This is a genomic window from Zhihengliuella sp. ISTPL4 (assembly GCF_002848265.1).
Taxonomy (GTDB): domain Bacteria; phylum Actinomycetota; class Actinomycetes; order Actinomycetales; family Microbacteriaceae; genus Microbacterium.
Genome location: NZ_CP025422.1, coordinates 250,731 through 274,864, shown reverse-complemented (window position 1 = coordinate 274,864; position 24,134 = coordinate 250,731). Strand labels below are relative to the sequence as shown.

At 70.9% G+C, this 24,134-nt stretch carries 33 protein-coding genes; 22 read left to right on the top strand and 11 right to left on the bottom strand.

Annotation, left to right across the window (positions count from 1 at the left end):
- Positions 1-56 precede the first annotated feature (56 nt).
- A complete protein-coding gene (locus tag CYL12_RS01320; RefSeq protein ID WP_101844834.1) occupies positions 57-1,919 on the top strand; it encodes a dipeptidyl-peptidase 5 in 1,863 nt (620 codons plus the stop codon).
- Between the two features lie 10 nt (positions 1,920-1,929).
- Here CYL12_RS01320 and smpB read toward each other — a convergent pair whose 3' ends face one another.
- The 3 genes from smpB to ftsE all read right to left on the bottom strand — a co-directional run bounded on the left by smpB (position 1,930) and on the right by ftsE (position 4,492).
- The gene (gene smpB / locus CYL12_RS01315; RefSeq protein ID WP_101844832.1) at positions 1,930-2,406 is read right to left on the bottom strand and encodes an SsrA-binding protein SmpB; all 477 of its coding nucleotides are present in this window, start codon (positions 2,404-2,406) and stop codon (positions 1,930-1,932) included.
- A gap of 68 nt (positions 2,407-2,474) precedes the next feature.
- A complete protein-coding gene (gene ftsX, locus CYL12_RS01310) occupies positions 2,475-3,389 on the bottom strand; it encodes a permease-like cell division protein FtsX (RefSeq protein WP_101844830.1) in 915 nt (304 codons plus the stop codon).
- Positions 3,386-4,492 carry a cell division ATP-binding protein FtsE gene (gene ftsE / locus CYL12_RS01305; protein WP_101844829.1) on the bottom strand — a complete coding sequence of 369 codons (1,107 nt, stop codon included), beginning with the start codon at positions 4,490-4,492 and terminating at the stop codon, positions 3,386-3,388. Before ftsE ends, ftsX begins: the two co-directional genes overlap by 4 nt.
- 173 nt (positions 4,493-4,665) lie before the next feature.
- On the opposite strand from ftsE, the gene CYL12_RS17385 reads away from it, so the two are divergent.
- Positions 4,666-6,012 carry a DUF2510 domain-containing protein gene (locus CYL12_RS17385; RefSeq protein ID WP_233486803.1) on the top strand — a complete coding sequence of 449 codons (1,347 nt, stop codon included), beginning with the start codon at positions 4,666-4,668 and terminating at the stop codon, positions 6,010-6,012.
- A gap of 57 nt (positions 6,013-6,069) precedes the next feature.
- Here CYL12_RS17385 and prfB read toward each other — a convergent pair whose 3' ends face one another.
- The gene (prfB, locus tag CYL12_RS01295) at positions 6,070-7,179 is read right to left on the bottom strand and encodes a peptide chain release factor 2 (protein WP_062636637.1); all 1,110 of its coding nucleotides are present in this window, start codon (positions 7,177-7,179) and stop codon (positions 6,070-6,072) included.
- Positions 7,180-7,301: 122 nt separating this feature from the next.
- On the opposite strand from prfB, the gene CYL12_RS01290 reads away from it, so the two are divergent.
- Entirely contained in the window at positions 7,302-8,534 is a 1,233-nt protein-coding gene (locus CYL12_RS01290; RefSeq protein ID WP_101848623.1) for an MFS transporter, read from the top strand.
- A gap of 13 nt (positions 8,535-8,547) precedes the next feature.
- Here the strand turns inward: CYL12_RS01290 and CYL12_RS01285 are convergent, their stop codons facing one another.
- The 3 genes from CYL12_RS01285 to CYL12_RS01275 are packed head-to-tail and all read right to left on the bottom strand — an operon-like array spanning position 8,548 to position 9,807.
- A complete protein-coding gene (locus CYL12_RS01285; RefSeq protein ID WP_233486802.1) occupies positions 8,548-8,985 on the bottom strand; it encodes a pilus assembly protein TadG-related protein in 438 nt (145 codons plus the stop codon).
- A complete protein-coding gene (locus tag CYL12_RS01280) occupies positions 8,982-9,416 on the bottom strand; it encodes a TadE family protein (RefSeq protein ID WP_101844825.1) in 435 nt (144 codons plus the stop codon). The genes CYL12_RS01285 and CYL12_RS01280 overlap by 4 nt, the downstream gene beginning before the upstream one ends.
- On the bottom strand, positions 9,406-9,807 hold the full coding sequence (locus CYL12_RS01275) for a TadE/TadG family type IV pilus assembly protein (protein ID WP_199399168.1): 402 nt from the start codon (positions 9,805-9,807) through the stop codon (positions 9,406-9,408). Before CYL12_RS01275 ends, CYL12_RS01280 begins: the two co-directional genes overlap by 11 nt.
- Positions 9,808-9,926: 119 nt before the next feature.
- Between CYL12_RS01275 and CYL12_RS01270 the strand changes: the two genes are divergently transcribed.
- The 16 genes from CYL12_RS01270 (at position 9,927) to CYL12_RS01200 (ending at position 18,433) form a co-directional block, all read left to right on the top strand.
- On the top strand, positions 9,927-11,396 hold the full coding sequence (locus CYL12_RS01270; protein WP_158297059.1) for a recombinase family protein: 1,470 nt from the start codon (positions 9,927-9,929) through the stop codon (positions 11,394-11,396).
- Between the two features lie 121 nt (positions 11,397-11,517).
- Positions 11,518-11,724 carry a hypothetical protein gene (locus CYL12_RS01265; protein WP_101844821.1) on the top strand — a complete coding sequence of 69 codons (207 nt, stop codon included), beginning with the start codon at positions 11,518-11,520 and terminating at the stop codon, positions 11,722-11,724.
- A gap of 80 nt (positions 11,725-11,804) precedes the next feature.
- The gene (locus CYL12_RS01260; protein WP_158297057.1) at positions 11,805-12,491 is read left to right on the top strand and encodes a hypothetical protein; all 687 of its coding nucleotides are present in this window, start codon (positions 11,805-11,807) and stop codon (positions 12,489-12,491) included.
- Positions 12,488-12,652 carry a hypothetical protein gene (locus tag CYL12_RS17060; RefSeq protein WP_158297056.1) on the top strand — a complete coding sequence of 55 codons (165 nt, stop codon included), beginning with the start codon at positions 12,488-12,490 and terminating at the stop codon, positions 12,650-12,652. Before CYL12_RS01260 ends, CYL12_RS17060 begins: the two co-directional genes overlap by 4 nt.
- A 338-nt stretch (positions 12,653-12,990) precedes the next feature.
- Positions 12,991-13,245, top strand: coding sequence for a hypothetical protein (locus CYL12_RS01255; protein ID WP_101844818.1), 255 nt, complete (start codon positions 12,991-12,993; stop codon positions 13,243-13,245).
- Positions 13,242-13,781 (top strand): hypothetical protein, encoded by a 540-nt coding sequence (locus tag CYL12_RS01250; RefSeq protein ID WP_101844816.1) that lies wholly within the window; start codon positions 13,242-13,244, stop codon positions 13,779-13,781. Before CYL12_RS01255 ends, CYL12_RS01250 begins: the two co-directional genes overlap by 4 nt.
- Entirely contained in the window at positions 13,778-14,224 is a 447-nt protein-coding gene (locus CYL12_RS01245) for a hypothetical protein (RefSeq protein WP_101844814.1), read from the top strand. The genes CYL12_RS01250 and CYL12_RS01245 overlap by 4 nt, the downstream gene beginning before the upstream one ends.
- Entirely contained in the window at positions 14,224-14,481 is a 258-nt protein-coding gene (locus tag CYL12_RS01240; protein WP_101844813.1) for a hypothetical protein, read from the top strand. Before CYL12_RS01245 ends, CYL12_RS01240 begins: the two co-directional genes overlap by 1 nt.
- The gene (locus CYL12_RS01235) at positions 14,472-14,822 is read left to right on the top strand and encodes a hypothetical protein (protein WP_101844811.1); all 351 of its coding nucleotides are present in this window, start codon (positions 14,472-14,474) and stop codon (positions 14,820-14,822) included. The genes CYL12_RS01240 and CYL12_RS01235 overlap by 10 nt, the downstream gene beginning before the upstream one ends.
- A complete protein-coding gene (locus CYL12_RS01230) occupies positions 14,819-15,157 on the top strand; it encodes a hypothetical protein (RefSeq protein ID WP_101844809.1) in 339 nt (112 codons plus the stop codon). The genes CYL12_RS01235 and CYL12_RS01230 overlap by 4 nt, the downstream gene beginning before the upstream one ends.
- The gene (locus tag CYL12_RS17055) at positions 15,150-15,413 is read left to right on the top strand and encodes a hypothetical protein (RefSeq protein WP_158297054.1); all 264 of its coding nucleotides are present in this window, start codon (positions 15,150-15,152) and stop codon (positions 15,411-15,413) included. The genes CYL12_RS01230 and CYL12_RS17055 overlap by 8 nt, the downstream gene beginning before the upstream one ends.
- A 13-nt stretch (positions 15,414-15,426) precedes the next feature.
- On the top strand, positions 15,427-16,356 hold the full coding sequence (locus tag CYL12_RS01225) for a hypothetical protein (protein WP_101844806.1): 930 nt from the start codon (positions 15,427-15,429) through the stop codon (positions 16,354-16,356).
- A gap of 263 nt (positions 16,357-16,619) precedes the next feature.
- Positions 16,620-17,204: a hypothetical protein gene (locus CYL12_RS01215; RefSeq protein WP_158297053.1), complete on the top strand. Its 585-nt coding sequence runs from the start codon at positions 16,620-16,622 to the stop codon at positions 17,202-17,204.
- The gene (locus tag CYL12_RS01210) at positions 17,201-17,638 is read left to right on the top strand and encodes a hypothetical protein (protein WP_101844800.1); all 438 of its coding nucleotides are present in this window, start codon (positions 17,201-17,203) and stop codon (positions 17,636-17,638) included. Before CYL12_RS01215 ends, CYL12_RS01210 begins: the two co-directional genes overlap by 4 nt.
- Before the next feature lie 332 nt (positions 17,639-17,970).
- Positions 17,971-18,150: a hypothetical protein gene (locus CYL12_RS01205; protein WP_101844798.1), complete on the top strand. Its 180-nt coding sequence runs from the start codon at positions 17,971-17,973 to the stop codon at positions 18,148-18,150.
- Between the two features lie 10 nt (positions 18,151-18,160).
- Positions 18,161-18,433 carry a hypothetical protein gene (locus CYL12_RS01200; RefSeq protein ID WP_158297052.1) on the top strand — a complete coding sequence of 91 codons (273 nt, stop codon included), beginning with the start codon at positions 18,161-18,163 and terminating at the stop codon, positions 18,431-18,433.
- 24 nt (positions 18,434-18,457) lie between these two features.
- On the opposite strand, the gene CYL12_RS01195 is transcribed toward CYL12_RS01200, so the two are convergent.
- From CYL12_RS01195 to CYL12_RS01180, 4 genes are read right to left on the bottom strand one after another with little or no spacing between them, the layout of a single operon-like run.
- Positions 18,458-18,754, bottom strand: coding sequence for a DUF7882 family protein (locus tag CYL12_RS01195; protein ID WP_101844794.1), 297 nt, complete (start codon positions 18,752-18,754; stop codon positions 18,458-18,460).
- A 40-nt stretch (positions 18,755-18,794) separates the two neighbouring features.
- Positions 18,795-19,733, bottom strand: coding sequence for a type II secretion system F family protein (locus CYL12_RS01190; protein WP_101844791.1), 939 nt, complete (start codon positions 19,731-19,733; stop codon positions 18,795-18,797).
- Positions 19,730-20,587: a type II secretion system F family protein gene (locus tag CYL12_RS01185; RefSeq protein ID WP_101844789.1), complete on the bottom strand. Its 858-nt coding sequence runs from the start codon at positions 20,585-20,587 to the stop codon at positions 19,730-19,732. The genes CYL12_RS01190 and CYL12_RS01185 overlap by 4 nt, the downstream gene beginning before the upstream one ends.
- Positions 20,584-21,765: a CpaF family protein gene (locus tag CYL12_RS01180; RefSeq protein WP_101844787.1), complete on the bottom strand. Its 1,182-nt coding sequence runs from the start codon at positions 21,763-21,765 to the stop codon at positions 20,584-20,586. The genes CYL12_RS01185 and CYL12_RS01180 overlap by 4 nt, the downstream gene beginning before the upstream one ends.
- Before the next feature lie 149 nt (positions 21,766-21,914).
- Between CYL12_RS01180 and CYL12_RS01175 the strand changes: the two genes are divergently transcribed.
- Genes CYL12_RS01175 through CYL12_RS01165 form a run of 3 tightly spaced genes read left to right on the top strand, consistent with a single transcriptional unit; the run spans position 21,915 to position 24,132 of the window.
- Positions 21,915-22,712, top strand: coding sequence for a glycosyltransferase family 2 protein (locus CYL12_RS01175; protein WP_101844785.1), 798 nt, complete (start codon positions 21,915-21,917; stop codon positions 22,710-22,712).
- Positions 22,709-23,554, top strand: coding sequence for an endonuclease/exonuclease/phosphatase family protein (locus CYL12_RS01170; protein ID WP_101844783.1), 846 nt, complete (start codon positions 22,709-22,711; stop codon positions 23,552-23,554). Before CYL12_RS01175 ends, CYL12_RS01170 begins: the two co-directional genes overlap by 4 nt.
- Positions 23,551-24,132 (top strand): hypothetical protein, encoded by a 582-nt coding sequence (locus tag CYL12_RS01165; protein ID WP_101844781.1) that lies wholly within the window; start codon positions 23,551-23,553, stop codon positions 24,130-24,132. Before CYL12_RS01170 ends, CYL12_RS01165 begins: the two co-directional genes overlap by 4 nt.
- The last annotated feature ends 2 nt before the right edge of the window (positions 24,133-24,134 follow it).

Below are 24,134 nucleotides of genomic sequence, written 5' to 3'. Positions count from 1 at the left end.
CCCTCGGCCCGCCGCACGAGTGTGACGTCGTGTGTCACCGCCCATAGGCTCGAGGCATGTCCACCGCGTTCGGTTCCTGGTCCTCCCCCTTCACCGCCGCCGCCGTCGCCGGGGCGGCCCCGCGCATCGACGGCGCCCGCTTCGTGGGTGACGAGGTGTGGTGGGGCGAGTCCGTGCCCGCCGAGGGCGGACGCGTGACGGTGCGCAGCTCGACGGGGGCGGAGATCCTGCCCACACCGTGGAACGCCCGCTCTCGCGTGCACGAGTACGGGGGCGGCGCGTGGACGGTCGACGGCGACACCCTCTACTTCGTCTCGGGAGCGGATCAGCGCGTTCACCGGATGGATCGTGGCGCGGAGCCCCGGCCCCTCACCGCCGCCGGCCCGTCGTACGGCGGGCTGCGTGTCCAGAGCGGCCGTCTGCTGGCGGTCCGGGAAGACCTCTCGGTCGTCCCGCATCGCCGGGGCATCGTGGAGATCCCCGTGGACGGCTCCGCCGCCGAGGATGCCTCCGCGGTGCGCGTTATCGTCGAGGGCCCCGGGTTCTTCGCCCATCCCGCCCTCTCGCCGGACGGCAACCGAGTGGCCTGGGTCGAGTGGCAGGCGGACAGCATGCCCTGGGAGAGCGCGGCGCTCGCGATCGGATCGGTGGTCGGAGGAAAGGTCAGCCGGGTCCCCGCCTCCGCCGCCCTGCAGCCGGAATGGACCGGGCCTGACGCGCTCGTGTTCGCCGATGACGCCTCGGGGCGCTGGCAGCTCCAGCACCTCACGTTCGACGGCCTCCAGCCCGGCGCCTCACGCCCGCTGACCTCGTCCGACGCGGACACCGGCTACGGCCTCTGGGTGCTCGGCAACCGCTGGTTCCAGCTGCTGGACGACGGGCGCCTCGTGGCCGTACGCACCAACGGACGCGACGAGGTGCAGCTGGTGTCTCCGGACGGCGAGACGCGCGCCATCCCGGTTCCGGGTGACGGGCATCTCAGTGTGGACGACGTGTCCGGCTCCCGCGTGCTCCTCAGCGGTGAGGGCTCGCGCGTGACCTCCGGCATCTGGTGCGTCGACGTGGACAGCGGTGCCGTCGACACCGTCACCGGTGGCGCTCCGGTCGACGAGGCGTGGATGCCGGGCGCACAGCAGCTCGTCGTGGAGGGCGCTCACGGTCCGGTGCACGCCTTCGCGTATCCGCCCGCCGCGCCGGGCGCCCCGGGCGGCGCCGACGGCGAGCTCCCCCCTTACGTCGTGCTCGTGCACGGCGGTCCGACCGCCCACGTCACGGGCGCGGCGTCCGCCTCGATCGCGTTCTTCACGAGCCGCGGCATCGGCGTCCTCGACGTGAACTACGGCGGGTCCACCGGCTACGGTCGCGCGTACCGTGACCGCCTGCAGGGGCAGTGGGGGGTCGTGGACGTGGACGACGTGATCGCGGCCGCCCGCGGACTCGCGGATGCCGGTCTCGCCGACCCCGCCCGCATCGCGATCCGCGGGGGCTCGGCCGGAGGCTGGACGGTGCTCTCCGCGCTCGTTCGGGGCGGCGCTTTCGCGGCCGGCATCAGCCGTTACGGCGTCGCGGACCTGCGCCTGCTCGCCGCCGAGACCCATGACTTCGAGGCGTCGTACCTCGACGGCCTCGTGGGCCCCCTCCCCGACGCCGAGGACGTGTACATCGAACGCTCGCCCCTGACGCACGCCGACCGCATCGACGTGCCGGTGCTGCTGCTGCAGGGCGGCGAGGACCGCGTCGTGCCGCCCTCCCAGTCCGAGGCGCTCCGCGACGCGCTCGCGGCGAACGGCATCGACCACGAGTACGTGCTCTACCCGGGCGAGGGACACGGGTTCCGCAGCGCGGAGACGATCGTCGACGCGCTGGAACGGGAGCTCGCGTTCCTCGGCCGGGTGTTCGGCTTCACGCCGAGCCTCTGAACCGAGGCGGCTACTCGCCGACCCGGTTGCGCAGGCGCATCGCGCGCTCGGCCTCGCGGGTGTCCTGACGCTCGCGGAGGGCTTGGCGCTTGTCGTACTCGCGCTTGCCCTTCGCCAGCGCGATCTCGACCTTCGCGCGGCCGTCCGAGAAGTACAGCTTCAGCGGGATGAGCGTGTACCCGCCCGCGGAGACCGCGTGCGCGAGCTTCGCGATCTCCTCGCGGTGCAGGAGGAGCTTGCGGATGCGCTTGGCCGAGTGGTTCGTCCAGTGACCCTGCGAGTACTCCGGGATGTGCACGGCGTCGAGGAAGACCTCGTTGCCCTTCACGAAGGCGTACCCGTCGCTGAGGTTCGCGCGGCCCTGGCGAAGCGATTTCACCTCGGTGCCGGTGAGCACCATCCCCGCCTCGTACGACTTCTCGATGTTGTAGTCGTGACGCGCGCGACGATTGGTCGCGATGACCTTCTCCCCGCGTTCCCTGGGCATGATGATCTCCTGTGCTGTGGTGCTGTGGACGGCTCGACAGCGGATCGGTCGAGCAGCCTTTCAGGGTATCAGGTGCGCAGCCAGCGCCGGATCGCGAAGCCGGCCGACAGCGCCGCCAGCACCACACCGATCCCGACGAGGACGGGGACCACGAGGAAGGCGTCCTGCATGGTCACCCAGGTCGTGATGAAGGGCACACGCCCCCGCAGATAGCCGTTGACACCGAAGTGCATACCGGCGACGACCGCGGCACTGGCGAGGGCGGAGCCCAGCAGCGCGGCGAACACGCCCTCCAGCACGAACGGCGTCTGGATGAAGCGGTTCGACGCTCCGACCAGACGCATGATCCCGATCTCCTTGCGTCGTGCGTAGGCGGACAGGCGGATGGTCGTGGCGATCAGCAGCGTCGCGGCGATGAGCATGAGGACCGCGATACCAACGGCGATGTAGGTCGCGACGGTCAGTGCGGAGAAGAGCGGTTCGAGGTACTGGAGCTGGTCCTGCACCTGTTCGACGCCCGCTTGACCACTGAACGCCTCGGCGAGGACCTGTGACTGTCCAGGGTCCTTCATGGTCACGAAGAAGACCTCGAACGCCTGGTCGGGCGAGAGCACACTGGCCTGCTCCTCCCCCACCTGCTCGACGAGCTTGGCGTACGTCTCCTCCTTCGTGTCGAAGGTCATGGAGCTGATGAGCGGGGACAGCGCGTCGCCCTCGAGCTGGGCGCGGACAGCGGCGACCTGCTCCTCGCTCGCGGCGCCGTCCACGCACGTGTCCGACTCCGACACCGCCGAGCACATGTAGACGGCCACCTGGGCGCGCTCGGCCCAGTAGCCGCGCATGACGCCGATCTGCGACTGCATGAGGATCGCGGCACCGACGAACGTCAGCGACACGAACGTGACGAGCACGACGGAGATCACCATCGAGATATTGCGCCGCAGGCCGACGAGGGCCTCGGTCAGGATCAGCCCGATTCTCACGAGGTCGGACCCACTTCCTGGTCGTCCTGGTCAGACAGCCCGAGGCGGTCGGCGACGCCGAGCTCGGCGACGTCCACCTCCGGGATCACGATCGGATGCGTCCGCGGACGGGCGGGCGCGGGGCGCTCGGCGACCGGCTGCGGCGTCGCGGGAGGCTGCACGACGTCCGGCGGTTCGACCACTCCGGGCTCGCGCGCGGGCTCCGGCGGCTCGACGACCTGCGGAACAGAAGCGGCCGCAGGCTTGGTGACCGCGGGAGACGCGGCGGCGGCGCGGCGCTGCGCGTCCAGCTCCTCGGCCAGAGCGGCACGGACCACGGACAGGTCGGCGGTCTGCCGCTGCACCTCCTGCACGGCCGTGAGCGCGGCGGCGGCCGCGGCCCCGCGGACCTCTTCCGGCACCAGGCGCGGGATGTTCGAGGTGTCGCCGTATCCGCCGTGCACCTCGTCGCGGACCATCTCACCGTCGCGGAGCTCGATCACGCGGCGACGCATCTGATCGACGAAACCGGCCTCGTGCGTGGCCATGAGGACCGTGGTGCCGCCCGCGTTGATCCGGGCGAGCAGTTGCATGATGTCGACGGAGGTCGCGGGGTCGAGGTTTCCGGTCGGCTCGTCCGCGAGCAGCACCTGGGGGCGGTTGACGAGCGCCCTGGCGATCGCCACGCGCTGCTGCTCACCACCGGAGAGCTCGTGCGGCATGCGCTTCTCTTTGCCGTCGAGCCCGACGAGAGCGAGCGCCTCGGGCACCGCCTGCTGGATGAAGCCCCGAGAGGAGCCGGTGACCTGCAGCGTGAAGGCGACGTTCTGGTACACGGTCTTGGACGACAGCAGACGGAAGTCCTGGAACACCGAGCCGATGTGCCGACGGAAGTACGGCACCTTCCGGTTCGCCAGAGCGCGGAGGTCTCGGCCGAGGACGGCGACGCGGCCCGTCGTCGGCACATCCTCACGCAGGATCAGGCGCAGACAGGAGGACTTGCCGGACCCGGAGGCGCCGACCAGGAAGACGAACTCCCCGCGCTGTACCTCGAAGTCGACACCGGAGAGCGCGGGCTTCGACGTCCCGCGGTAGCGTTTCGTGACGTTCTCGAACCGAATCATGGCGATTCGAGCCTAAGCGCGGCATCGCCCGCTCCCCGGTGCGACACCCCGCCGCGCCGGAGGCCGCCCGGGTATTCCTCCGCCTCTTCCCGCCTCACCGTGGTCGCCACCCGCTGCTATACATGGAGTGTCGATTCGCGTGCACCACGCGAGCGCACACGGAGGGGATCCCCATGACGACACCTGCTGGATGGTACGACGACGGCTCCGGGCGCCTGCGCTGGTGGGACGGCCAGCAGTGGACCGAACACTTCGCCCCCGAGGCCACCGCGCCGACCGAGGACACGACCACCACGGCCGCCGAGGACACGACCGCGGAGAGCGCCGCCGAGGAGAGCATCCCCACGGCGACGGAGGAGGCGTCGAGCGCGCTCGTGACGGAGGAGCCGGCCGCGTCCGAGGAGTCTTCCGCTCCCGAGGCGGTCGCCGAGCGCGAGATCGCTCCGGACGAGCCCGCCACCGATCTCATCGTCTCCCCGGAGCCCGCGCAGGACTGGACAGCGCCGGCCAGCGGCGCGCACGACCTTCCCGGAGCAGCACCGATCATCCCGCCCGCCGGTGCCGACGGCGGCCCCGCGGCGTATCCGCCGGCAGCGCCGTCTTCTCCCGGTCACACCGCCTACCAGGGCCATGGCGCGTACCCGGCGGCCGGCACGTACCAGGGCCAGCCGCACGCGGGTGGTTACCCGGGGCAGGCGCCCGGCGGTCCGGGTGGGTATCCCGGACAGGCACCGTATCCCGGACAGGCACCCTACCCGGGCCAGGCACCGGCGCCCGCGGGACCGAAGAAGATGTCGGTGGTCGGCCTCGTCGGCCTCGGGCTTGCCGCGCTCGGTCTCATCCTCGCGTTCATTCCCGTGACGCTTCCGTTCGCCTGGTTCCTCCTCGCGGCCGGCTTCATCGTCTCGCTGATCTCCCTGTTCCTGAAGGGTGCCAAATGGCCGGGAATCACCGGCCTCGGGGTGTCCGTGCTCGGCGGGATCGTCGCGATCGTCGTGAGCATCATCTTCGTCCTGGCCGTCGCGAACACGGTGCGCCCGGTCACACTTCCGGATTACGACGAGGGCACGAGCCAGAGCCCGGCACCGGAGGCCGATGACACCGGCGACGCGGGTGCGGGCGAGGTCGTCGAGGGAACGCTCGGCGAGCCTGTGACCGTGTCGCAGCTGTCAGGCACGGCCGAGGTCACGATCCGTTCAGCCACGTTCGGTCCGACCAACGGCACGGACTTCGAGGCCGCGAACGGCGGTTACCTGGTGATCGATCTCACCTGGGAGACACTCGAGGGGACCACCTACGTCCACCCGACCTACTTCTCCGTCGAGACGGCAGACGGCGTCGAGGGCGACGACGACATCTTCGGCGACGCGACGCTGGAGTCCACCGAGCAGAACGCCGGGACGACGGCGGAGGGCACCGTCTCGTTCGATGTCGCCGAGAGTCCGTCCTACGTGATCGTCATCACGAACGAGATGCTGCAGGAGGCCGCCCGCGTGACCGTCGAGGCGTCGGCACGCTGAGGCTCCCTCGACACACGACGAAGGCCCCGGAAGCTTCCGGGGCCTTCGACGTGTGGGTCAGTCCTCGTCTTTGCGCTTACGCCAGCGGATGCCCGCCGAGATGAAGTCGTCGAGGTCGCCGTCGAACACCGCGGCCGGGTTGCCGGACTCCTGACCCGTGCGGAGGTCCTTGACGAGCTGCTGGCCGTAGAGGAAGTAGGAGCGCATCTGGTCGCCCCAGCTCGCGGTGATGTTGCCCGCGAGTTCCTTCTTCTTGGCGGCCTCCTGCTCCTTCTGCAGCAGGAGCAGGCGGTTCTGCAGCACCCGCATGGCCGCGGCGCGGTTCTGGATCTGCGACTTCTCGTTCTGCATCGACACGACGATGCCGGTCGGGAGGTGCGTGATGCGCACGGCGGAGTCGGTCGTGTTGACGGACTGCCCACCGGGGCCCGAGGAACGGAAGACGTCGACACGGATGTCGCTCTCGGGGATGTCGACCTCGGTCGCCTCCTCCATGAGCGGGATGACCTCGACGGCCGCGAACGACGTCTGACGCTTGTCCGCGGAGCCGAACGGGCTGATCCGGGCGAGACGGTGCGTGCCGGCCTCGACGGAGATCGTGCCGAAGGCGTAGGGCGCGTCGATCTCGAAGGTCGCCGACTTGATGCCGGCGCCCTCGGCGTACGAGGTGTCCATGACCTTCACGGGGTACTTGTGGCGCTCCGCCCAGCGCAGATACATGCGCATGAGCATCTCGGCGAAGTCGGTGGCGTCGTCGCCGCCGGCGCCGGAGCGGATGGTGACGATCGCGCTGCGCTCGTCGTACTCGCCGTCGAGCAGCGTCTGCACCTCGAGCTGGTTGATGAGGTCGGTGAGGGTCTGGAGCTCCTTGCGCGCCTCGACGGCCGACTCCTCATCGCCCATCTCGTTCGCGAGGTCGACGAGCACCTCGAGGTCGTCGAGACGCTGCGCGATGCCGGTGATGCGGGCGAGCTCCGACTGGCGGTGGCTCAGGGCGCTGGTGACCTTCTGGGCGTTCTCGGTGTCGTCCCAGAGGTCGGGCGCGCCGGCCTCCTCGCTGAGACGCGCGATGTCCTCGCGGAGACGGTTGACATCGACGACCTCGCTGATGTCGCCGAAGGTGTGCCTGAGCGCCTGGATTTCGGCGGAGAGATCTAGTTCGAGCATGACACCTCAGCCTAACGTGCCGCCCGCGCGCGCGGGGACGGCCATGTCCGGGGCCCCACGCTGACCGGAGTAGCGTGAGGGGCGTGAGCAGTGCATCCACGGTCCTCCGCCAGTTCGGGCCGATGGTGTACCTGCCGACCGTCCTCTTCTCGCTCGGCGAGGGCGCGGTCATCCCGCTCATCCCGGTCATCGCCGCGTCCATGGGCGCCGATGTCGCCTTCGCGGCCTTGGTCGCGTCGGCGCTCGTGGTCGGCCAGCTCTGCGGCAACCTCCCGGCCGGCTGGGCGGTGGGCCGCATCGGCGAGCGCTTCACGATGGTGATCGCGGGCGTCATCGCGATTCTCGCCGCCGTCGGGATGGTCTTCGCGCCGTCGCTCGGGGTCCTCGCGGCGTCGGTGTTCCTCCTCGGGCTGTGCGCCGCCGCGTTCGGGCTCGCCCGGCACGCGTTCATGACCACGCGGGTGCCGCTGGCGTTCCGCGCCCGCTCGCTCTCCCTGCTCGGCGGCAGCTTCCGCCTGGGCATCTTCATCGGCCCGTTCGTCTCCGCCGGTCTCCTGCAGCTCTTCGGCACCGAGGCGGCGGCGATCTGGTTCTTCCTCGTCTGCCTCGTGGTCATGGTCGTGCTCGTGCTCTTCGGACCGGATCCGGAGAAGACCGTCGCCCCGCTGCGGACGACCGTCCGGTTCGCGGAGGACAGCGGCGAGGCCGTGAGCGGGTCGATCCCGACCATCGAGCGGGTCGGGATCTTCCAGACGATGTGGCGGCAGCGCGGAGTGCTCGGCCGGCTCGGACTCGCCGCGGCCTCGCTCTCGGCGGTGCGGTCGGCGCGGCAGGTCGTCCTCCCGCTGTGGGGCCTCTCGCTGGGCCTTGACGCCTCGACCATCGCCCTCGTCGTCGGTGTCTCCGGCGCCATCGACTTCGCCCTCTTCTACGCCAGCGGTCAGGTGATGGACCGCTTCGGGCGGCTCTGGGCGGCGATGCCCGCGATGGTGCTGATGGGCGCCGGGTTCCTCGCCCTGTCGTTCACGCACGACGTCGACTCCGCGGTGCTCTGGTTCGGGATGTTCGCTGCGGTCCTCGGTGTCGGCAACGGGCTGTCCAGCGGCATCCTCCTGACCCTCGGCGCTGATGTCGCCCCGAAGCACGACCCCGCTGCGTTCCTCGGGTCGTGGCGCACGCTGACCGATGCCGGCGGCGCGGTCGCTCCGCTCCTCGTCTCGGGCATCACCGCGGTCGCGTCCCTCTCGTTCGCGGCCGGGGCCATGGGGCTGATCGGGCTCGTCGGCGCCGCCGGGTTCCTCCGCTGGATCCCCCGGTTCGTTCCGCGCACTCCCCCGGCCTCGCCCGACGACTGAGCCGGTCGGTCGTTCAGCGCAGCGCCGTGCGGCTCGTCGCCGTCGCCTGCAGCGTCACCCCGTCGGGCACGAAAGGCGAGAGCAGGGGCGGATGCCAGAGCGCCGCGACCGTGACGCGCGCGCTGACGCCGTCCGGAGTGCCCGCATCGATGACGGTCGCCTCGAACCCCGCGTCGCGGACGAGCGGCATCGCCTGCTCGGCGACCCGCGCGTCAGTGAGCGTCGCGCGCGGCGTCTCCCCCTCCACCTGCAGCAGGAAGCCGTCCGCTCCGGCGAGCGCCGCCGCATCGGCGAGCCCGTCCAGGCGCTTCTGGGAGATGTAGAGGTCGGTGGCGCACGCACACACGAACAGCACGGCGAGCGCGAGGATCAGGTAGCCGAGGACGAGCAGGAGGACGCTCCCCTCGTCACCTTTTCCGCGCTGGTCCGCGTCGAGCATTCGCGGCTTCATCCGCCGCTCCATCGCCGGGAGACCTTCTGCACCGACACGGCCTCCACGGGGACGGACGTCGCCTGATCGAGCCCGAGCACTCCGGGCACCAGCGGCAGCGGCACACTCGTCGAGACCGTGACCACCACCGTCGCTCCGGCCGCCGGGCAGGGCGACGAATCGGGGCGACAGGCCACCCCGACGTCGATCGCTCCGGGATCGATGCCGTACTCCGCGACGATCCCCTCCAGCACCTGATCCGCGCGGGCCGCGGCGTGCGCGGTGTCAGGTGCCGAAGCGATGGCACGGGCGGCCTGTCGTGCCGCGGCCTCGACGCCCAGCGACTGCTCCTGCACCGAACCCACCGCGATCACGAGGTACAGCAGCGGCACGAGCATGATCACTCCGACCGCGATGAACTCGAGCGAGCTCGATCCCGTGTCATCGCGCATCGAACGACTCCGCCGGTGCGTCGGCCTCGACCTGCAAAGCGGCCGGGACACCGAGGAGGCCGAACACCGGGAGAGTCGTCCGGATCCTGACCACGACGGTCTCCTGCCCCTCCCGCCGCGCCGAGCTGACGGCGATGTCGTCCGAGTAGGAGGGGCCCACCGCGCGACGGATGACCTCGCGCGCCCGCTCCTCCCCCTCCGCGGGGGTCGTGTCCGCGAGAGCCGCGTAGTACGCCCCCTCGACGGCCGCGTCGTGGACGACGTTGCGCACGTAGATCGCGAACGCGAGCTGCAGCACCGCGAGCGTGAGCGCGGTGAGAAGCGTGCCGACGAGCACGAATTCCACCGGGTTCGACCCGCGCTCTTCGCTCACCGCCGCGGCCACACGCATGTCAGAGCCCCGACACCCGCTGGATGGCCTGCTCGAACAGGGACGTGAGCGCGGGCCCGGCGACCGCCCAAATGAGCACGACGAGACCGGTGATAACCGTGACGGCGTATTATCGACGTATGGCAACACGACGTAGGCGACCCGCGAGCCCGCTCGACCACCTCGGCCCCGACACGTGCGTGATCTACCTCCGCATCTCGCAGGACCGTACGGGGCAGATGCTCGGCGTAGATCGGCAACTCCCCGAGTGCCGCGACCTCGCCGCACGTCTCGGCCTCCGCGTCGTGCACGTGTACACCGACAACGACATCTCGGCGACGAACGGAAAGAGCCGCCCGGAGTTCGAGGCGATGCTCGCCGCGCACCCCGAAGTGATCATCTCGTGGCACCAAGACCGCCTCCTCCGCCTCACGAGCGACCTGGAGCGCGTGATCGACCTCGGCGTCGATGTGCATTTCGTGACCTCCTCGAAGGGCGGTCTAGACCTCTCCACGCCCGCCGGTCGCGCGGTCGCTCGCACCGTCGCCGCATGGTCGCAGTACGAGGGCGAGCAGAAAGCCGAACGGCAGTACGCCGCGAACCGGCAGCGCGCCGAGGCTGGGCACTGGCAGTTCTCCCGCCGCCCGTTCGGCTACGACCGCATCGACGGTCAGATCGTGCCCGTGCCGCACGAAGCCGACATCGTGCGCGAGTGCTACCGCCGGTACAACGCCGGGGAAAGCCTCTACGCCATCGCGAACGACCTCAACGCCCGCGGCGTGCCGACGCACGACACCAACGCCGCCGAGGGCGAGCGCACCGTGTGGTCGATGCGCCGCGTTCAGCAACTCCTCCGCAACGAGCACTACGCGGGCATCGTGACCTACCTCGGCGAGCGCATCGACGCCGAGCCGACGTGGGAGCCGCTGATCGACTCTCGCACCTGGAGCGACTATCTCGCGATGCGCGACGGTCGCACCCGTGAGGGCGCGTGGAGCACCGCGACGAAGCACCTCCTGAGCGGCCTCCTCGTGTGCGGCGTGTGCGGCGGTCGGATGCTCGCCCGGCCCGACCGGGGCAAGCAGGTGTACGCCTGCACGGCGAATTGGTGCGTGTCGATCCAAGCCGCGGACGTGGAGCCCGTCGTCAACGGCATCGTGCTCGCCCGGCTCGGCGATAAGCGCGTGCTGAAAGACCTCCGCGCCGAGCCGAACACCGCGCCCGTGGTCGCCGAACTCGACACGCTCCGCGAACGCCACCGCGCACTCATCGGCCTCGTGGCTGACGGCGCGCTCCCCCGTGCCGAGGCTCGACAGCGCGGGCTCGCCCTCGCCGACAAGATCGAGACTCTGGAGAAGCGCCTGACCGCGATGCGCCGCGAGAGCCCCCTCACTGACCTCGCCCTAGCCCGGTCGATCCCGACGCGCTGGCGTCGGATGCCGCTCCTCGAAAAGCGCCGTGTGATCGAAGACCTCGGCCTCGTCGTGACCATCGGCAAGACTCGCCCCGGTCGCCGCCCGCGTGACGCCGACGGCAAGCCGATTCCCGACCTCGACCGCATGGCGTTCGCGTGGCGCGACACCCCCGCCGAGCCCGCCGAAGCGTCCTAACCACGGTTTGGGTTTCCCCTGATCAGTAGGTGTTTCTGAGAGGGTGACGTAGACTTACGGAAGTAGTTCACCCCAGCCGGACTGTTGGCGAGTCATCCCGCGGCGAATCGAAAGGTTCGCCGTGCCCGGAATCCCGACCCCGCACCAAGCGCGCTCGCGTCTCGCCACCGCGTCCCGGCTGAAAGAGCCTCCCGAGGCCATCGCCGACCGTCGCCGCGACCTCGCCGAGGCGAACATCGCCGCCGCCATCGCCCGCGCGCTCTCGACCGCGCCGCCGCTGACCGATGAGCAGTGCGCCCGCCTCGCCGCCCGCCTCCGCGGTGCGTGATCATGGGCGCGTCTCTCGTATCCGCCGCTCTCGATGCGGCACACCGTGTCGGGCTCGGCCACGCGCCGACGCGGCTCCTCGTGCGCCTCGCGCTGAGCGCCCGCGACAGCGACGCGACGCCGTGGGCACGCCTCACGATGGCTGACCGGTGCGCGGCGCTCGGATGCGATGACGACACCGCCGGGCGCTCGGCGGTCAGGCGTGCCACGGCGGCCATCGTCGCGGCGAAACTCGCTGTGCTCGCCGAGGGCGGCAACCGATCCGGGGCGGCTCGCTACGCGCTCACCCTTGCCGAGAAAGGTGACCGCTCACCGGTCAGCAATGACGGCGGAAAGGTGACCGCTGAGCGACAGAAAGGTAACCGCTCAGCGGTCGGAAAGGTAACCGCTCAGCGGTCAGCCAAGGAGGACCGAGGAGACACAGAGGAGGAGACGCGCGCGAGCGCGCCCCTCGCCGATGCTCGATGCCCTCGACACCGCGGCACAGCCGAGCCGCCACCCTGCATCGGATGCCGTGACGCTCGCCTCGCCGCCGAGGCATCCGCCTCCGCTACGGCTGACGCCGAGCGAGCGCTCCGAGCCGCCGCACTCGCGACACTCGACCCCGCCGCCGTCGAAGTCCTCTCCCGCCGCCTCGGCGGTCGATACAGCGCCGCCGCGATCATCGAAGCCGCCCGCGCCGAGATGCCGGGGAACCTCCCGCTTGGGCTCACACTCCTCGCTAACCGCGACGACCTCGCCGACGCCGTAGCGAGGTGGGAGCGATGAGCCGCGAAGCCTCATGGGCCGAGATGGCAACCGCCGTGATGGCACACCTCGACGCCTACGGCGCGGACGCGATCTACGACGTGTGGCACGTGCTCAACGCCTACACCGTCACCGCGACAACCCCGCCGTGCGACGACTGCCCCGAGGACACCGAACGATGACCGCGCCCTCGCCCCTCCAGACCCTCGCGCGCGTAGGGCTCGAAACGCCGCGCGCGCGAGGTCGATCCGCTGTGCGGCCCTATGACGCGATGAGCGGCCCGCACGACCAATCACCCCGACCCGTTCCCGTTCGCTCGCTGACGCCCTCACAGCGGGCGGATCGCGGCGCGTTCCGTCGCCTCGTGGCCCGCGCGACGGCGTACGCCGCGGACGTGCCAACGTACGGAGCCATCCACGCCCGTCTGCGGCGAGCGCGAGGCTCCGCGGCTGGCCTGCCATGCTTCCGGTGCGGTCGGCGCGCGACCGGCTGGGCCTGCACTGCTCCGAACGGTGACCGCGTGACCGGCACGAACAGCGAGCGCCGCCGCGTGTCCTACTCGCTCGACCTCGCCGACTACTCGCCCGCGTGCGACCTCTGCCGAGCCGCGACGGACGCCGAGCACGCCGCCGAGCGTCGCGCCGTCATCGGCCTCGCCCTGACGCCGATTCGCAAGCCGGAGCGAGCCGCGCCCGTTCGTCCCGACCCCGCCCCGGAGCCCGAACCGATGTTCGCTCTCGATGCCACCGCCCCGACCGGCTGGAGCCTGCCATGACACCGCGCGAATGGTTCGCCCTCCTGCGTGAGGAGGGGCGGCGACCTCGCCCGCCCGCCGACCTTCCCGACCTGTTCGCCGACCGCCACCGCACCGGCCTCGCACTTGACGCCCTGGCCGTGATCCTGAGCGTGTCGTGGGCGAAAGGTGCGGGGCCGAATGGCTGGCCTCTCCGCGAACTCCCGCGCGACGAATGGGTGCGCCTGTTCCGCGAGGTCGGCTACCTCTACGGCGGCGCGCGCGCACCTCAGATGCGCCCGCGAGAGCCCCGAACCCTCTACCGGAGCGCCGTCCCCGAGTACAGCCGCGGGCTGAGTTGGACGACTGTGCCGAGCGATGCCCGGTTCTACGGCGAGCGCTACGACGGCCCGTCGGCGTGCCTATACGTGATCGAGGCCGATCCCGAGTGGATGCTCGCCCGCGTTCCCGCTCATCCGTTCGCGCCGGGCGGTGAGTACGTCGTGGACATCCCGACGGGCGCGGCGGTGTCTCTCGCTGAGCCTGCCCGACGACCCCTAACCGAGGTGAGACAATGACGACCACGACCCCCGACCCGAGCACCGCCGGGAACGACTGGAGCCGCCCGCCGTTCGAGCCCGGGAACACTGCGGCCGTGACGCACGGAGCGCACTCCTCCGGCATCGTAGACCCGCTCGCCGCCGAGTACGTGCAAGCCGCGGTCGATGCCGCGCCGTACCTCGCTCTCGACCGGTTCGCGTTCGCGCTCACCGCGTGGGCACGTGCCGAGGCGCGGTGCGAACTCCTGTCTCGCTACCTCGACCGGCACGGCGTCCAGAACAACCGCGGCACGCCTCGCATGTCGATCCTCGCGACTCTCGCCACCTCGGAACGCGCCGCCGCCCGTGGCCGCGATGCCCTCGGCCTGACCCCTGACAGCGCGGCCCGCATCGCGGCGACGATTCGCGACGGCGGTGCCGCACTCCTGAGCCCGACCGAACGAAGGGAACTCCTCACGTGATGATCCGACCCGCACGACGCGACGGGGCTCGCATCCGCGATGCTCTCGGTATCCTCCCGCGACCGCAGGGAACCGTAGACGCCGCACTCGACGCGCTCGCCGCACTCGCGAGGAAGCGCGAAGTGCTCGGCATCGTGACGCCCTCGCCATACCTGCCGGACGCGACACCCGAGGAACGGCGCACGCTGGCCCTCAACGCGCTCGCCGAACTCGTGCAAGCGCATCGCCCCTCGCCGTGGGGGCTCTCATGGCGATGACACGACGCACACCGCCGGACCTCGCCGAGCGTGAGGCGCGCGCCCGCGCCGTGACCGCTGAGCGCGTCGCCGCCGACCGAGCCGCCGCCCGTGCGGCTCACGTCACCGACGTGCGCGAACGCCTGGCACTCGCCGAGGCTCGCCGCTACGCCCGGCCCGTCATCGGCGCGGACGTGTACACCCGACCACCGACAACGCCGACGCTCGACGCTCGCGCGACCGGCGAGCGCACCGTGCCCGGCCTCATCGCCGCCGCCGAACTCCTCGCCGCCGAAGCGCATGCCGATGCCCTCGCGGCGATCCCCGAGAACCACACCGCCTACGACTGGAGCCAACCATGAGCCACCGCACCGCCGACAATGACCGTGAGCGCATCCACCTCGCCCGGCACCCCGGCTATATCTCGGACGAACACCGCCGGAAGACCGAGACGGTCTATCAGAAGATGGCCGAGGGTCGGTATCGGAGCACGGTTCAGGCCGAGCGCGAGCCGGACCCCACGCCGGACGCCGCCGCCGTCGCGCGGCTCACGAGCGAACTCAGCCGAAGCGCGGTCATGCCCGCCGCCCTCGCCATCTCGTGCGCCGAGCATGACGCCGTTCCTGGCGCGTACTGCTTCCGCGGCGCGCGCGCCGTGTGCGGCGACCGCCTCGACCGACGGCCCCGCCATGCCTGAGCGTCGATACCGCGGCGAATCGTGGTCGCATGCGCTCCTCCGCGCCGAACTCGCCGCCTCCGCGGAGCGCCGCGCCGAGCAAGAGCGCGCGGAGCGTGAGGCCGAAGCGAAGCGAGCCCGCGCCGCCCGCCGACGCGCCGCCGCCGCACCGACGCCGCCCCCGGCACCGAAACCCGCCGAGACGCCCCCCGAGGCCAAAGCGCCCCGCGCCCTCGGCTGGCAAGACCTAACCCCCGACGAACTCCGCCGATTCTGAGAGAGCCCACACCATGACCACGACCACCACGCCCGACACCCGCCCCCTCCCCCTCGGCATCCGCCGCCTGCCCGATGCCGAACACGTCGCGTGCAAGGACTGCGGCACCCCGTGCGGCCCCGAAGCGCCTCGGACGACGTTCACCGTCACCGGGAGGATGGACCCCCGCGGTCGGCTGATCGAAGGACTGTCCGAAGTCGCGTTCGGACAGTGCCCCGCGTGTGCCGACCTCGATGCACATGCCGTCCGCACTCTGGACGCGCACCCCAGCATCCGCCGCATGATTGGCTCGCCGAGCATTGGACAGCACCGCATCGCGTCGGCGTTCCGTGCCCTCGCCGTGATGGGTGTGGAGCCCGCCGCGACGTACAGCGCCGACGGGCTACTGTCGCTCCTCGACCGGCTCTCCTCGCGGGGAGCCGCCGCATCCTGGCACCGGCGGTTCGCGCCCGTTCGGGAGGAAGATGCCACGCGCGGGACCGCCGCCGCCGAGCCGTGGCTACACGTGAGCCCCAACCTGCGCGCGGACATTCGCCACGAGTACGGCGACCACCTCGCCGACCGCATGCCACCTCGCTCCGTCGCCTGCCCGACGGGCGGCTGTGCTTGGTGCGGGCTCGGCTCCGTGATGGCGAAGCGGACCGCCACGCCGTGGACGCCGCACGACCTGTACCCAGCAAGCCTCGGCGGCGTCGGACGACAGATGCGCGCGCATCTCTGCCCGACGTGCGAACGCGCCCGCGAGTTCGGCGACTCGATGGCCTCCGTGGTGCTCGACCTCATCGACGGCGACCGTGCGATGCGCCGCCGCGTCCCGTACGAGCCGGACCTCGACGGCGTGCACGGCTGGGCCGTCTCAGGCCACGAGCACCCGAACGCGGAACCGTGGGCGCATCTCGACCTCGACGGCTTGCGAACGCTCCTCGAACGCGCGGACTACTGAGCCCGTGGGTGACCCGAGCGAACCGCGCCTCTCGACGTACCGCGGGAACGACGAAGCCCGGACGCTCGGCATCGCCCTCCTTCGTGCCACCGAACGCGGCGAGCGTGTCCCGTGTGACGGCCTCGACCCCGCGACCGTCCGCCCGAGCACGTGCGCGGCCTGCCCGCTCGCCGTCCGCGAAGCATGCGGCGAATACGGGCGCGTCGCGGGCCTGATCGGCACGTTCGGGGGCGTCAGGCTCCGTGGCCGATAGAGTGCGGAATATGGCGGAGAAAGCGACCAAACCGACCCGAACGATGCTCGCGGCAATCGGGGAGATTGCGGCTGAGTCCGCTCGGGTAGAAGACCTCATGCGGGAACTGTTCTCAGCACTCATCGATTCGCCATACGGCGCAGTCATCACTGCGGGCGAAGACCTCTCCCGCGTGTGCCAACTTTGCGCACGCGTTGCGCAATACAACGTGGCTCTGTCTGATCACCAGATCACCAAGTTAGCCGCGCTCATCAACGCCATTGATGCGGTGCGTCCCCACCGAAACTTCTTTGTTCACTCTAGATGGGAGTACGTGCCTTCGACTCGCACGCACGTCGGCGTCAGGAGTTCCCGCCCTTCTCAGCGAGCCAACGGCGCGGACCTCAATGAGGTTGCATACACCAGCCCACCCGACGCTCTCAAGATCGCCGAACATCTACGCACAATCGCCGATAGCATCGAGCCCTTCATCGCCGAGGCGTTCCCGGAGTGGACACGACAGCGCCTCATGCGCCGCACGAGCTGGAAGCGCATGCACGAGTTGTTCGGAACGTTGCTTCGAGATTTCCCTCCCGGGCTGGGGCTGGACTCGTGATCCTCTCAGGCGGAAATGAGGAGTCCGCAATCTCGCCGCTGATGACCTGGCTATCGATCTTCGGTGGCGCCCTCCTCGCCGGAGCGTTTGCGTTATTCGGGGCATGGCTCCAGAGCGTGCGGGAGCACTCGAAGTGGACGCGCGATCAGCGCCTACGCGCCTACGCGGATCACCTAGCCGCGACAGACAACTTCATGCGTGCGGCTGTTCGGGGCGATGTCTCGGAGGTCTCGACTGTCTCGACTGATTCGATCCGCGCCATCGCCGCCGTGCACCTTCTCGGACCGGACGACGTCTATGAGAGCGCTGTCGAGTTCCAGGATGCGATGAAGGCGTCCGCGGACCTGAAAGGGCTGGTTGAGGCGCTGGAGGACAAACGCCTCGCGAAGCGTAATGCGTTCATTGAGGCCGCCCGCGCACAGATCAAGGTGTGACCCGTCCCGCGCGCGTGCGCGCGCGAGGGCGTGCGCACGCGCGCGCGTCGGACCTCATCCGCGCCATGCGAATCCCAGTTAGGACAACGCCAAACCCGGTTAAGACTCACACAGCGTTAGCGCTGGCAGCCCTGCGGTCATCAGAGTCACGAGCACCCAGCCGGGGACGTCGCCCCGTTCGTCGTCGTGGAAGGCACGGAGCATCGAACGCGCACGAGAGATCATGCCCGCCAGTGTGCATCGGAGACCCACCGTGCCGCGGAGGTTATCCACAGCACCGGGCTGCAGGGCTGCCTATCGAAAACCGCAGGAACACAATAGGCTCCCCCTCCATGGAGCCCAACCCCCTGCTGCCGTCGATTCCGATGCTGATCGCCATCATCGTCGGCGTGGCGATCCTCGTCGCCGTCATCGTGATCGTCATCAGCGCGCGGAGGGCGAAGCGTCGGGGCTCTGTACCCCCGTCGCGCGAATCGCACAACCCCGGGTCCGGTCGTCCCGACGAGGAATAGCCTGTCACGCATGCGCCCTGGACCTGACGATGAGATGCGGGCCAGAGTCGAGATCGACGGGCTGACCTATCCGCTGCCTCGCGGCACCGATGTCGTCGCTCTCCGGGAACGGATCGAAGCCGCCGCGCGCACCGAGCCCACGTTCGTCTCGTTCGCCACATCCGATGGCCTCGCGAGTGTCCTCGTCCACCCGACATCGCGGGTGTTCCTCTTCCAAGTCAAGGCGTCCGACGAGGGAAGCCTCGCCGCAGACCTCGGTGGGCTCCCGGACTGGGACGTCTGAATCCCTGAGAAATCCGCCGCGGGGTCAGGAGGTGAACTCGTCGATGACGAGCTCACCGCGAGCGTTCAGCCGCTCCATCATGTGACTGACGCGGGCCGGGTCGATCGCCGGCGGCGGCTCGGCGTCGAACTCGAGCACCAGCGGGATGGCCGGGTGCATCCACGCCGACAGCCGACCGGGGCTCTTCTTCCCCGAGGGCCACGTCATCATGAAGCTCTCCTGGCGACGGAGTTTCGTGGAGATCACGATCTTCAGATGCGCCAGCAGGGTGTCCTCGACCTGGATCGGCGGACGAGAGCTGTTGTACTCGAGACTTCCCATAGACAAACGGTAAGCCCCCGCGGCCTCCCCCGCCGACCACTCACCCGATCCCGAGCCGCAAGATGAAGAGGCCGGGGTAGATCGCGAACACGACGGACAGCGGCAGGATCAGGAAGACCAACGGGAGGAGCATGAAAATCTCCTTCCGTCCGGCCTGCTCTATGAGCGTGCGCTTGGCCTCCTCCCTGGTGTCCTCGGCCTGCGCGCGCAGCACCGCGGCGAGGGGCGCGCCGTGCTCGAGCGCGGCGACGATCTGATCCACGGCTCGCGTGAGCCCCGGAAGCTCCAGCCGCCCCGCCATGGCGGTCAGCGCATCGGCCAGCGATGACCCTGTCCCGACCTCCACGACCACGCGACGCAGCTCGATCGTGAGCTCCCCTGACCCCACGCCGGCCACGCGCTTCACCGCATCGAGGAACCCCTCGCCCGCAGACAGACAGAGGGCGAGGAACTCCAGGGTCGTCGGCAGCTCCTCGGTGAGGCGCACCTTCCGTGCTCGCACCCGCGCCGAGAGTCGCATGTCGTAGCCGACGGTGGTCGCCGCCCCGGCGAGGAGCGGAATGGCGCCGACCGGAGGGGACCACCGGCCGATCACGACGAGGACGATGACGGCGAGCGCTCCGCACGCGAGCCCGGTCACTCCTGCGGCGAGCTGGCGACCTCGGAAGGCGACGGGATCGAGGGACGACCCCGCCTGTGCGAGTCGCCGTCGCAGCACTTCACTTCCTCCGAGTAGCCGGTCGATCACCTCTCCTGCCCGTGTCCCCAGGCCGAATCCACCGGCAGGCAACACGCCGGTCCGGGGAAGAGCCTCCCGCGGCAGCACGTCATCGTCGACGACGTCGCGGATGTACGGCGCGATCCGTGAAGCGAGGGACGCAGCTCGCCACCGCGGCAGCCCGGCCAGAAGCGCCAGCACACCCGCCGCGAAGCCCCCGCCGAGCAGCACCGCCACGGCGAGCGCGGAGAGCCCGCTCACCCGAACCACCGACGCGGCTCGGGCAGCCGACCGATCCGGATCATCAGGCGGAACGCGACGACCGACACGATCGCGCCCACGATGATCACGGCGATGCCCTCCGGTGTGCCGTAGGCCTCGGCCCCCTCCGGACGCAGGATCAGGAGGGTCAGGATCACCCACGGCGCCACCGCGCCGAGGACGGCCGCACCCCGGATCCACGACTGCCGCGCCTCGACCTCGCCGCGGAGCGCCGCATCGGCACGGACGGAGGAGGACAGCGCCCTCAGCACGCCGATGAGCTCAGTGCCGCCGACCTGACGCGCCATCCGCAACGTCTCGATGATCCGGTCTCCCAGAGGATCAGCGAGGACGACCTTCAAACGGTCGAGGCTGGCATCGAACCGTCCGCTGCTCCGCAGGTCGCGGGCGAACACGCCGAAGGCGGGGCGGAGCGGCGGCGGAGCCGAATCGGCGAGCGTGGCCACCGCATCCGGCAGTGACAGACCGACGCGGATCGCGGCGATCAGCAGGTCGCACACGTCGGGCCAGAGCTGACGCCGCAGCCTTCGCAACCGCAGCCGACGGCCGCGGAGGTAGGCGATCGGTGCCGCTCCCCCCGCGAGGCCGGCGAGCATCGCGAGCGCCGTGTTCCCCGTGACGAGCCAGGCGAGGGACGCGACGCCGAGGGCGGCGCCGGCGACAGCGATCAGGAGCGAGCGGGTCTGCAACGCCGGGAACCCCGCCTCGCCCGCCAGCCCGGCCAGGCGGCCGCGATGCGGCGGGGATGCGGAGCGCTCCCCCGCCGGCCACAGCCAGGGCGACACGGTCAGGAGCACGCCGGCCGCGAGGGTCGCACCGAGGAGGATCGTCATGCGACGACCTCCGTGCCCGCCGCAGTCGACCACCCGAGGGTCCGCCTCGCGGCACCGAAGATCGACCTGCTGAGCACCCGCCCCTGGACCACCTCTCCCGTCGGGGCGGCGATCTCCTCGACGTATCGTCGCCCGGCGCCGTCGCGCGTGCAGTGGACCACGAGATCGACCGATGACGCGATCGCTGGAGCGACGAAGTCGCGGTCGATGTTCCTGCCCGCGAGGAGCGGCAGCAGGCACAACTTATCGAGCGCCTCCGCGGCGGAGTTGGCGTGCACCGTGCAGGCGCCCGGCACGCCGGTGTTCAGCGCGAGCACGAGGTCGAGCGCTTCCGCGTCCCGCACCTCCCCCACCACGAGCCGCTCCGGCCGCATCCGCAGCGCTTCCTTCACCAGCCGCCGCAGTGTGATCTCGCCCGTCCCCTCGAGGCTCGGCTGACGCCCCTGCAGGGCGACCACATCGGGGCCGTCCACCGCGAGCTCGAACGTCTCCTCCACCGTGATGATGCGTTGGTCGGCCGCGCAGGCGGCGAGCAGTGCTCCGAGCATCGTCGTCTTGCCCGCATGGGTCGCCCCCGACACGATCACGGACGCCCCCGCCCGCATCGCCTCCCCCAGGACCCGCGCGGCATCGGGAGTCAATGCGCCCTGCGCCACCAGCGCATCGAGCGAGCGGTGCCCGGGAAGGAACTTGCGGATGTTCACCGCCCACGCCCCGCGGACGACGTCGGCGATCGCGACATGCAGCCGAGAGCCGTCCGGCAGCGAGGCATCGACGAACGGCTGCCCGATGTCCACGCGCCGCCCCGTCGACTGCAGCATCCGCTCCACCAGGTCCCGCACGGTCGCCTCGTCCAGCCGCAGCGCCGCCCGCTCCGCCACCCCACCCCGCGCCGTGTGCACGGCCCCATCGCCGTTGATCCACACCTCCTCGATGCCCGGGTCGTCGAGCAGCGGCTGCAGGGCACCGAAGCCGCTCACGGCCGCGAGCACGTCCCGCACGCACGCCGCCTCGTCCTCGACGAGCACGCCACCCCGCGCGAGAGCCCGATCGTCGTGGCGCCGCACCTCCGCCTGCGTGACCTCCCGCGCCCGCTCGGGGTCGGCCGCCGGATCCACCCCCTCGGTGCGCAGCCGACGCCGCACGAGGTCGGCGATGATCGACGCGGGCTGCTCCATCCCTGCATCCTCGCAACGATCCGCTCCCAGCCTGTGGAGTTATCCACACCCGGAGGTATCCCGTATCGAGCCGCCCGCCCCGGTGTCAACCGGTACGTCCCCCGTCGTCGCGCTCCCTAGGCTGAGGAGCAGACCAGCGAGGAGACGACGTGCACCGCGCCACACCAGCCGCCCCCGAACCGACCCTGAGCGTGGTCATCCCGGTCAAGGACGACGCGGCGGAACTGCGGCGATGCCTCCGTGCACTTGCCCGGCAGACGCTCCCTCCCGACGAGATCATCGTCGTGGACAACGCCTCGACCGACGACTCGGCCGCCGTGGCCGCGCAGCACGGCGCGCGGGTGGTGCGGTGCGAGACCCCGGGCATCCCCGCGGCGAGCGCGACCGGGTACGACGCGGCGACGGGCGACGTGATCCTGCGACTCGATGCGGACGGCGTCCCCGGGCCGCGATGGATCGAGACGATGGCGACCGCGTGCGTACGCGATCCGCGGGTCGGCGCCTGGACGGGCGGTGCGCATTTCGTCGACGGCCCCCGGTTCCTGCGGCGGCCCCTCGCGACGGCCTATCTCCTCTCCTACGTCGTCGTGTGCGGCTCCGCCCTGGGCCACGCGCCGCTCTTCGGATCGAACCTCGCCCTTCGCCGGTCGGCCTGGCTCTCCGTCCGGGACCGCGTGCACCGCGATGACGCCGAGCTCCACGACGACCTCGACCTCGCGTTCCACGTCGGCGAGCGCCACCGCATCCGCTGGCTCCTGCACACCGACATGGGCATCTCCATGCGTCCGTTCGGCAGCGGCCGCTCCTTCGCCCGTCGCTCCTGGATCGGCGCTCGCACCGTCCTCGTGCACTGGCCGGAGGACTTCCCTCCTGTGCGCTGGGTACGGCTCGTCCTCCGCCGCGTACTGCACCGCCTCGGTCTCCCCGCGCCCGGAGCCCGCCGATGATCGCCCCGCTCCTCGGAACGACGTCGGCCACCGAGCTGCACGTCATGACCCTCAACATCCGCCGCGATCTCGGTGTGCTCGCCTGGCCGCCCGCGGACCGCTGGTCGGTTCGACGACCCCGGCTCGCCGCTCTCCTCCGCGCGGAGCGGCCGGATGTCCTCGGCGTACAGGAGGCCCTGCCCGCGCAGGGTGCCGCGGTCTCCGCCGCACTCGGCCCGTCGTTCCGGCGCATCGGCCATGGCCGTCTTCCCGGGCCCCGCGGCGAGGGCTGTCCGCTCTTCTACGACGCCGACCGGCTGGAACTGCGCGCCTGGCGACAGGTCGCACTCTCCCGCACTCCCGACCGCCCCGGTTCCCGCTCCTGGCTGAGCGTCTCGCCGCGGGTGGTGGTGGAGGCGACGTTCGCGGACCGTCGCACCGGCGCTGCCGTCACCGTGCTCAACACCCATCTCGACGCGTTCTCCCCGTGGGCGCGGCTCCGTCAGGCGCAGGCGGTGCACGACGTCGCCGCCGCCTCTGCGGCGCCCGTCATCCTCCTCGGGGACTTCAACGCCCCCGCCGGCACGGCACCGTGGCGCTCCCTCGAAGCCGACGGCATCCTCCGCGACGCGTGGACGTCCGCCGTCTCCCGCCGCACACCCGCCTGGGGTACGTACGGCGGCTACCGGCCACCCCGTCGAGGACGGCGCATCGACGGCATCCTCACCTCGCCCGCGCTGCCCGTGCGCCGGGCGGGCATCAACGCCCGGCAGTATGAAGGGGGCGGGCCGTCGGATCATCTCCCCGTGCAGGCCCTGATCAACTTCGCCCCCGCCGCCGTCCCGCCCGAGGAGACCGCATGAAGGAGGACTTCCTCCGCCCGCCGCACTCGATCGCGGAGTACGGTGCCGACGCCGTCCGGGTGATCGGCCTCCTCAGCGTCCTCGTCGCGGCGATCTGGTCGACGCCGACCGACGCCGGCATCCTCGCGCTCGCCCTCCCCGCCCTCATGCTCCCCCGCGTCCTCGGGATGCGCGGCGGCATCGACCTCGCGATCGGCCTGATCGTGCTCGTCGCGGCCGCGAGCAACGTGTTCGACCTCTACCGCACGCTCCCCGGGTGGGACCTCGTCGTGCACTTCGTCTGCACGGGAGCCATCGCCGCCACCGGCTATCTCGTGCTCTCCCGGCTCGGCATCGTCACGGCGCAGGAGTCCGCGGCGTTCCGTCCTCGCATCCCTCTCGTCCTGTGTACCGTAATCGGTCTCGCGGCCAGCGCGGTGTGGGAGATGATCGAGTGGGCCGGACGCACCTTCGTCACCGACGAGATCTTCGTCACCTACGAAGACACCATCGGCGACATGGCGATGGGTGGACTCGGGGCCCTCGCGGCGGGAGTGCTCGTCGCCGTCGTCCGGCTGGAGCGTCATCGCGCGGCATGACG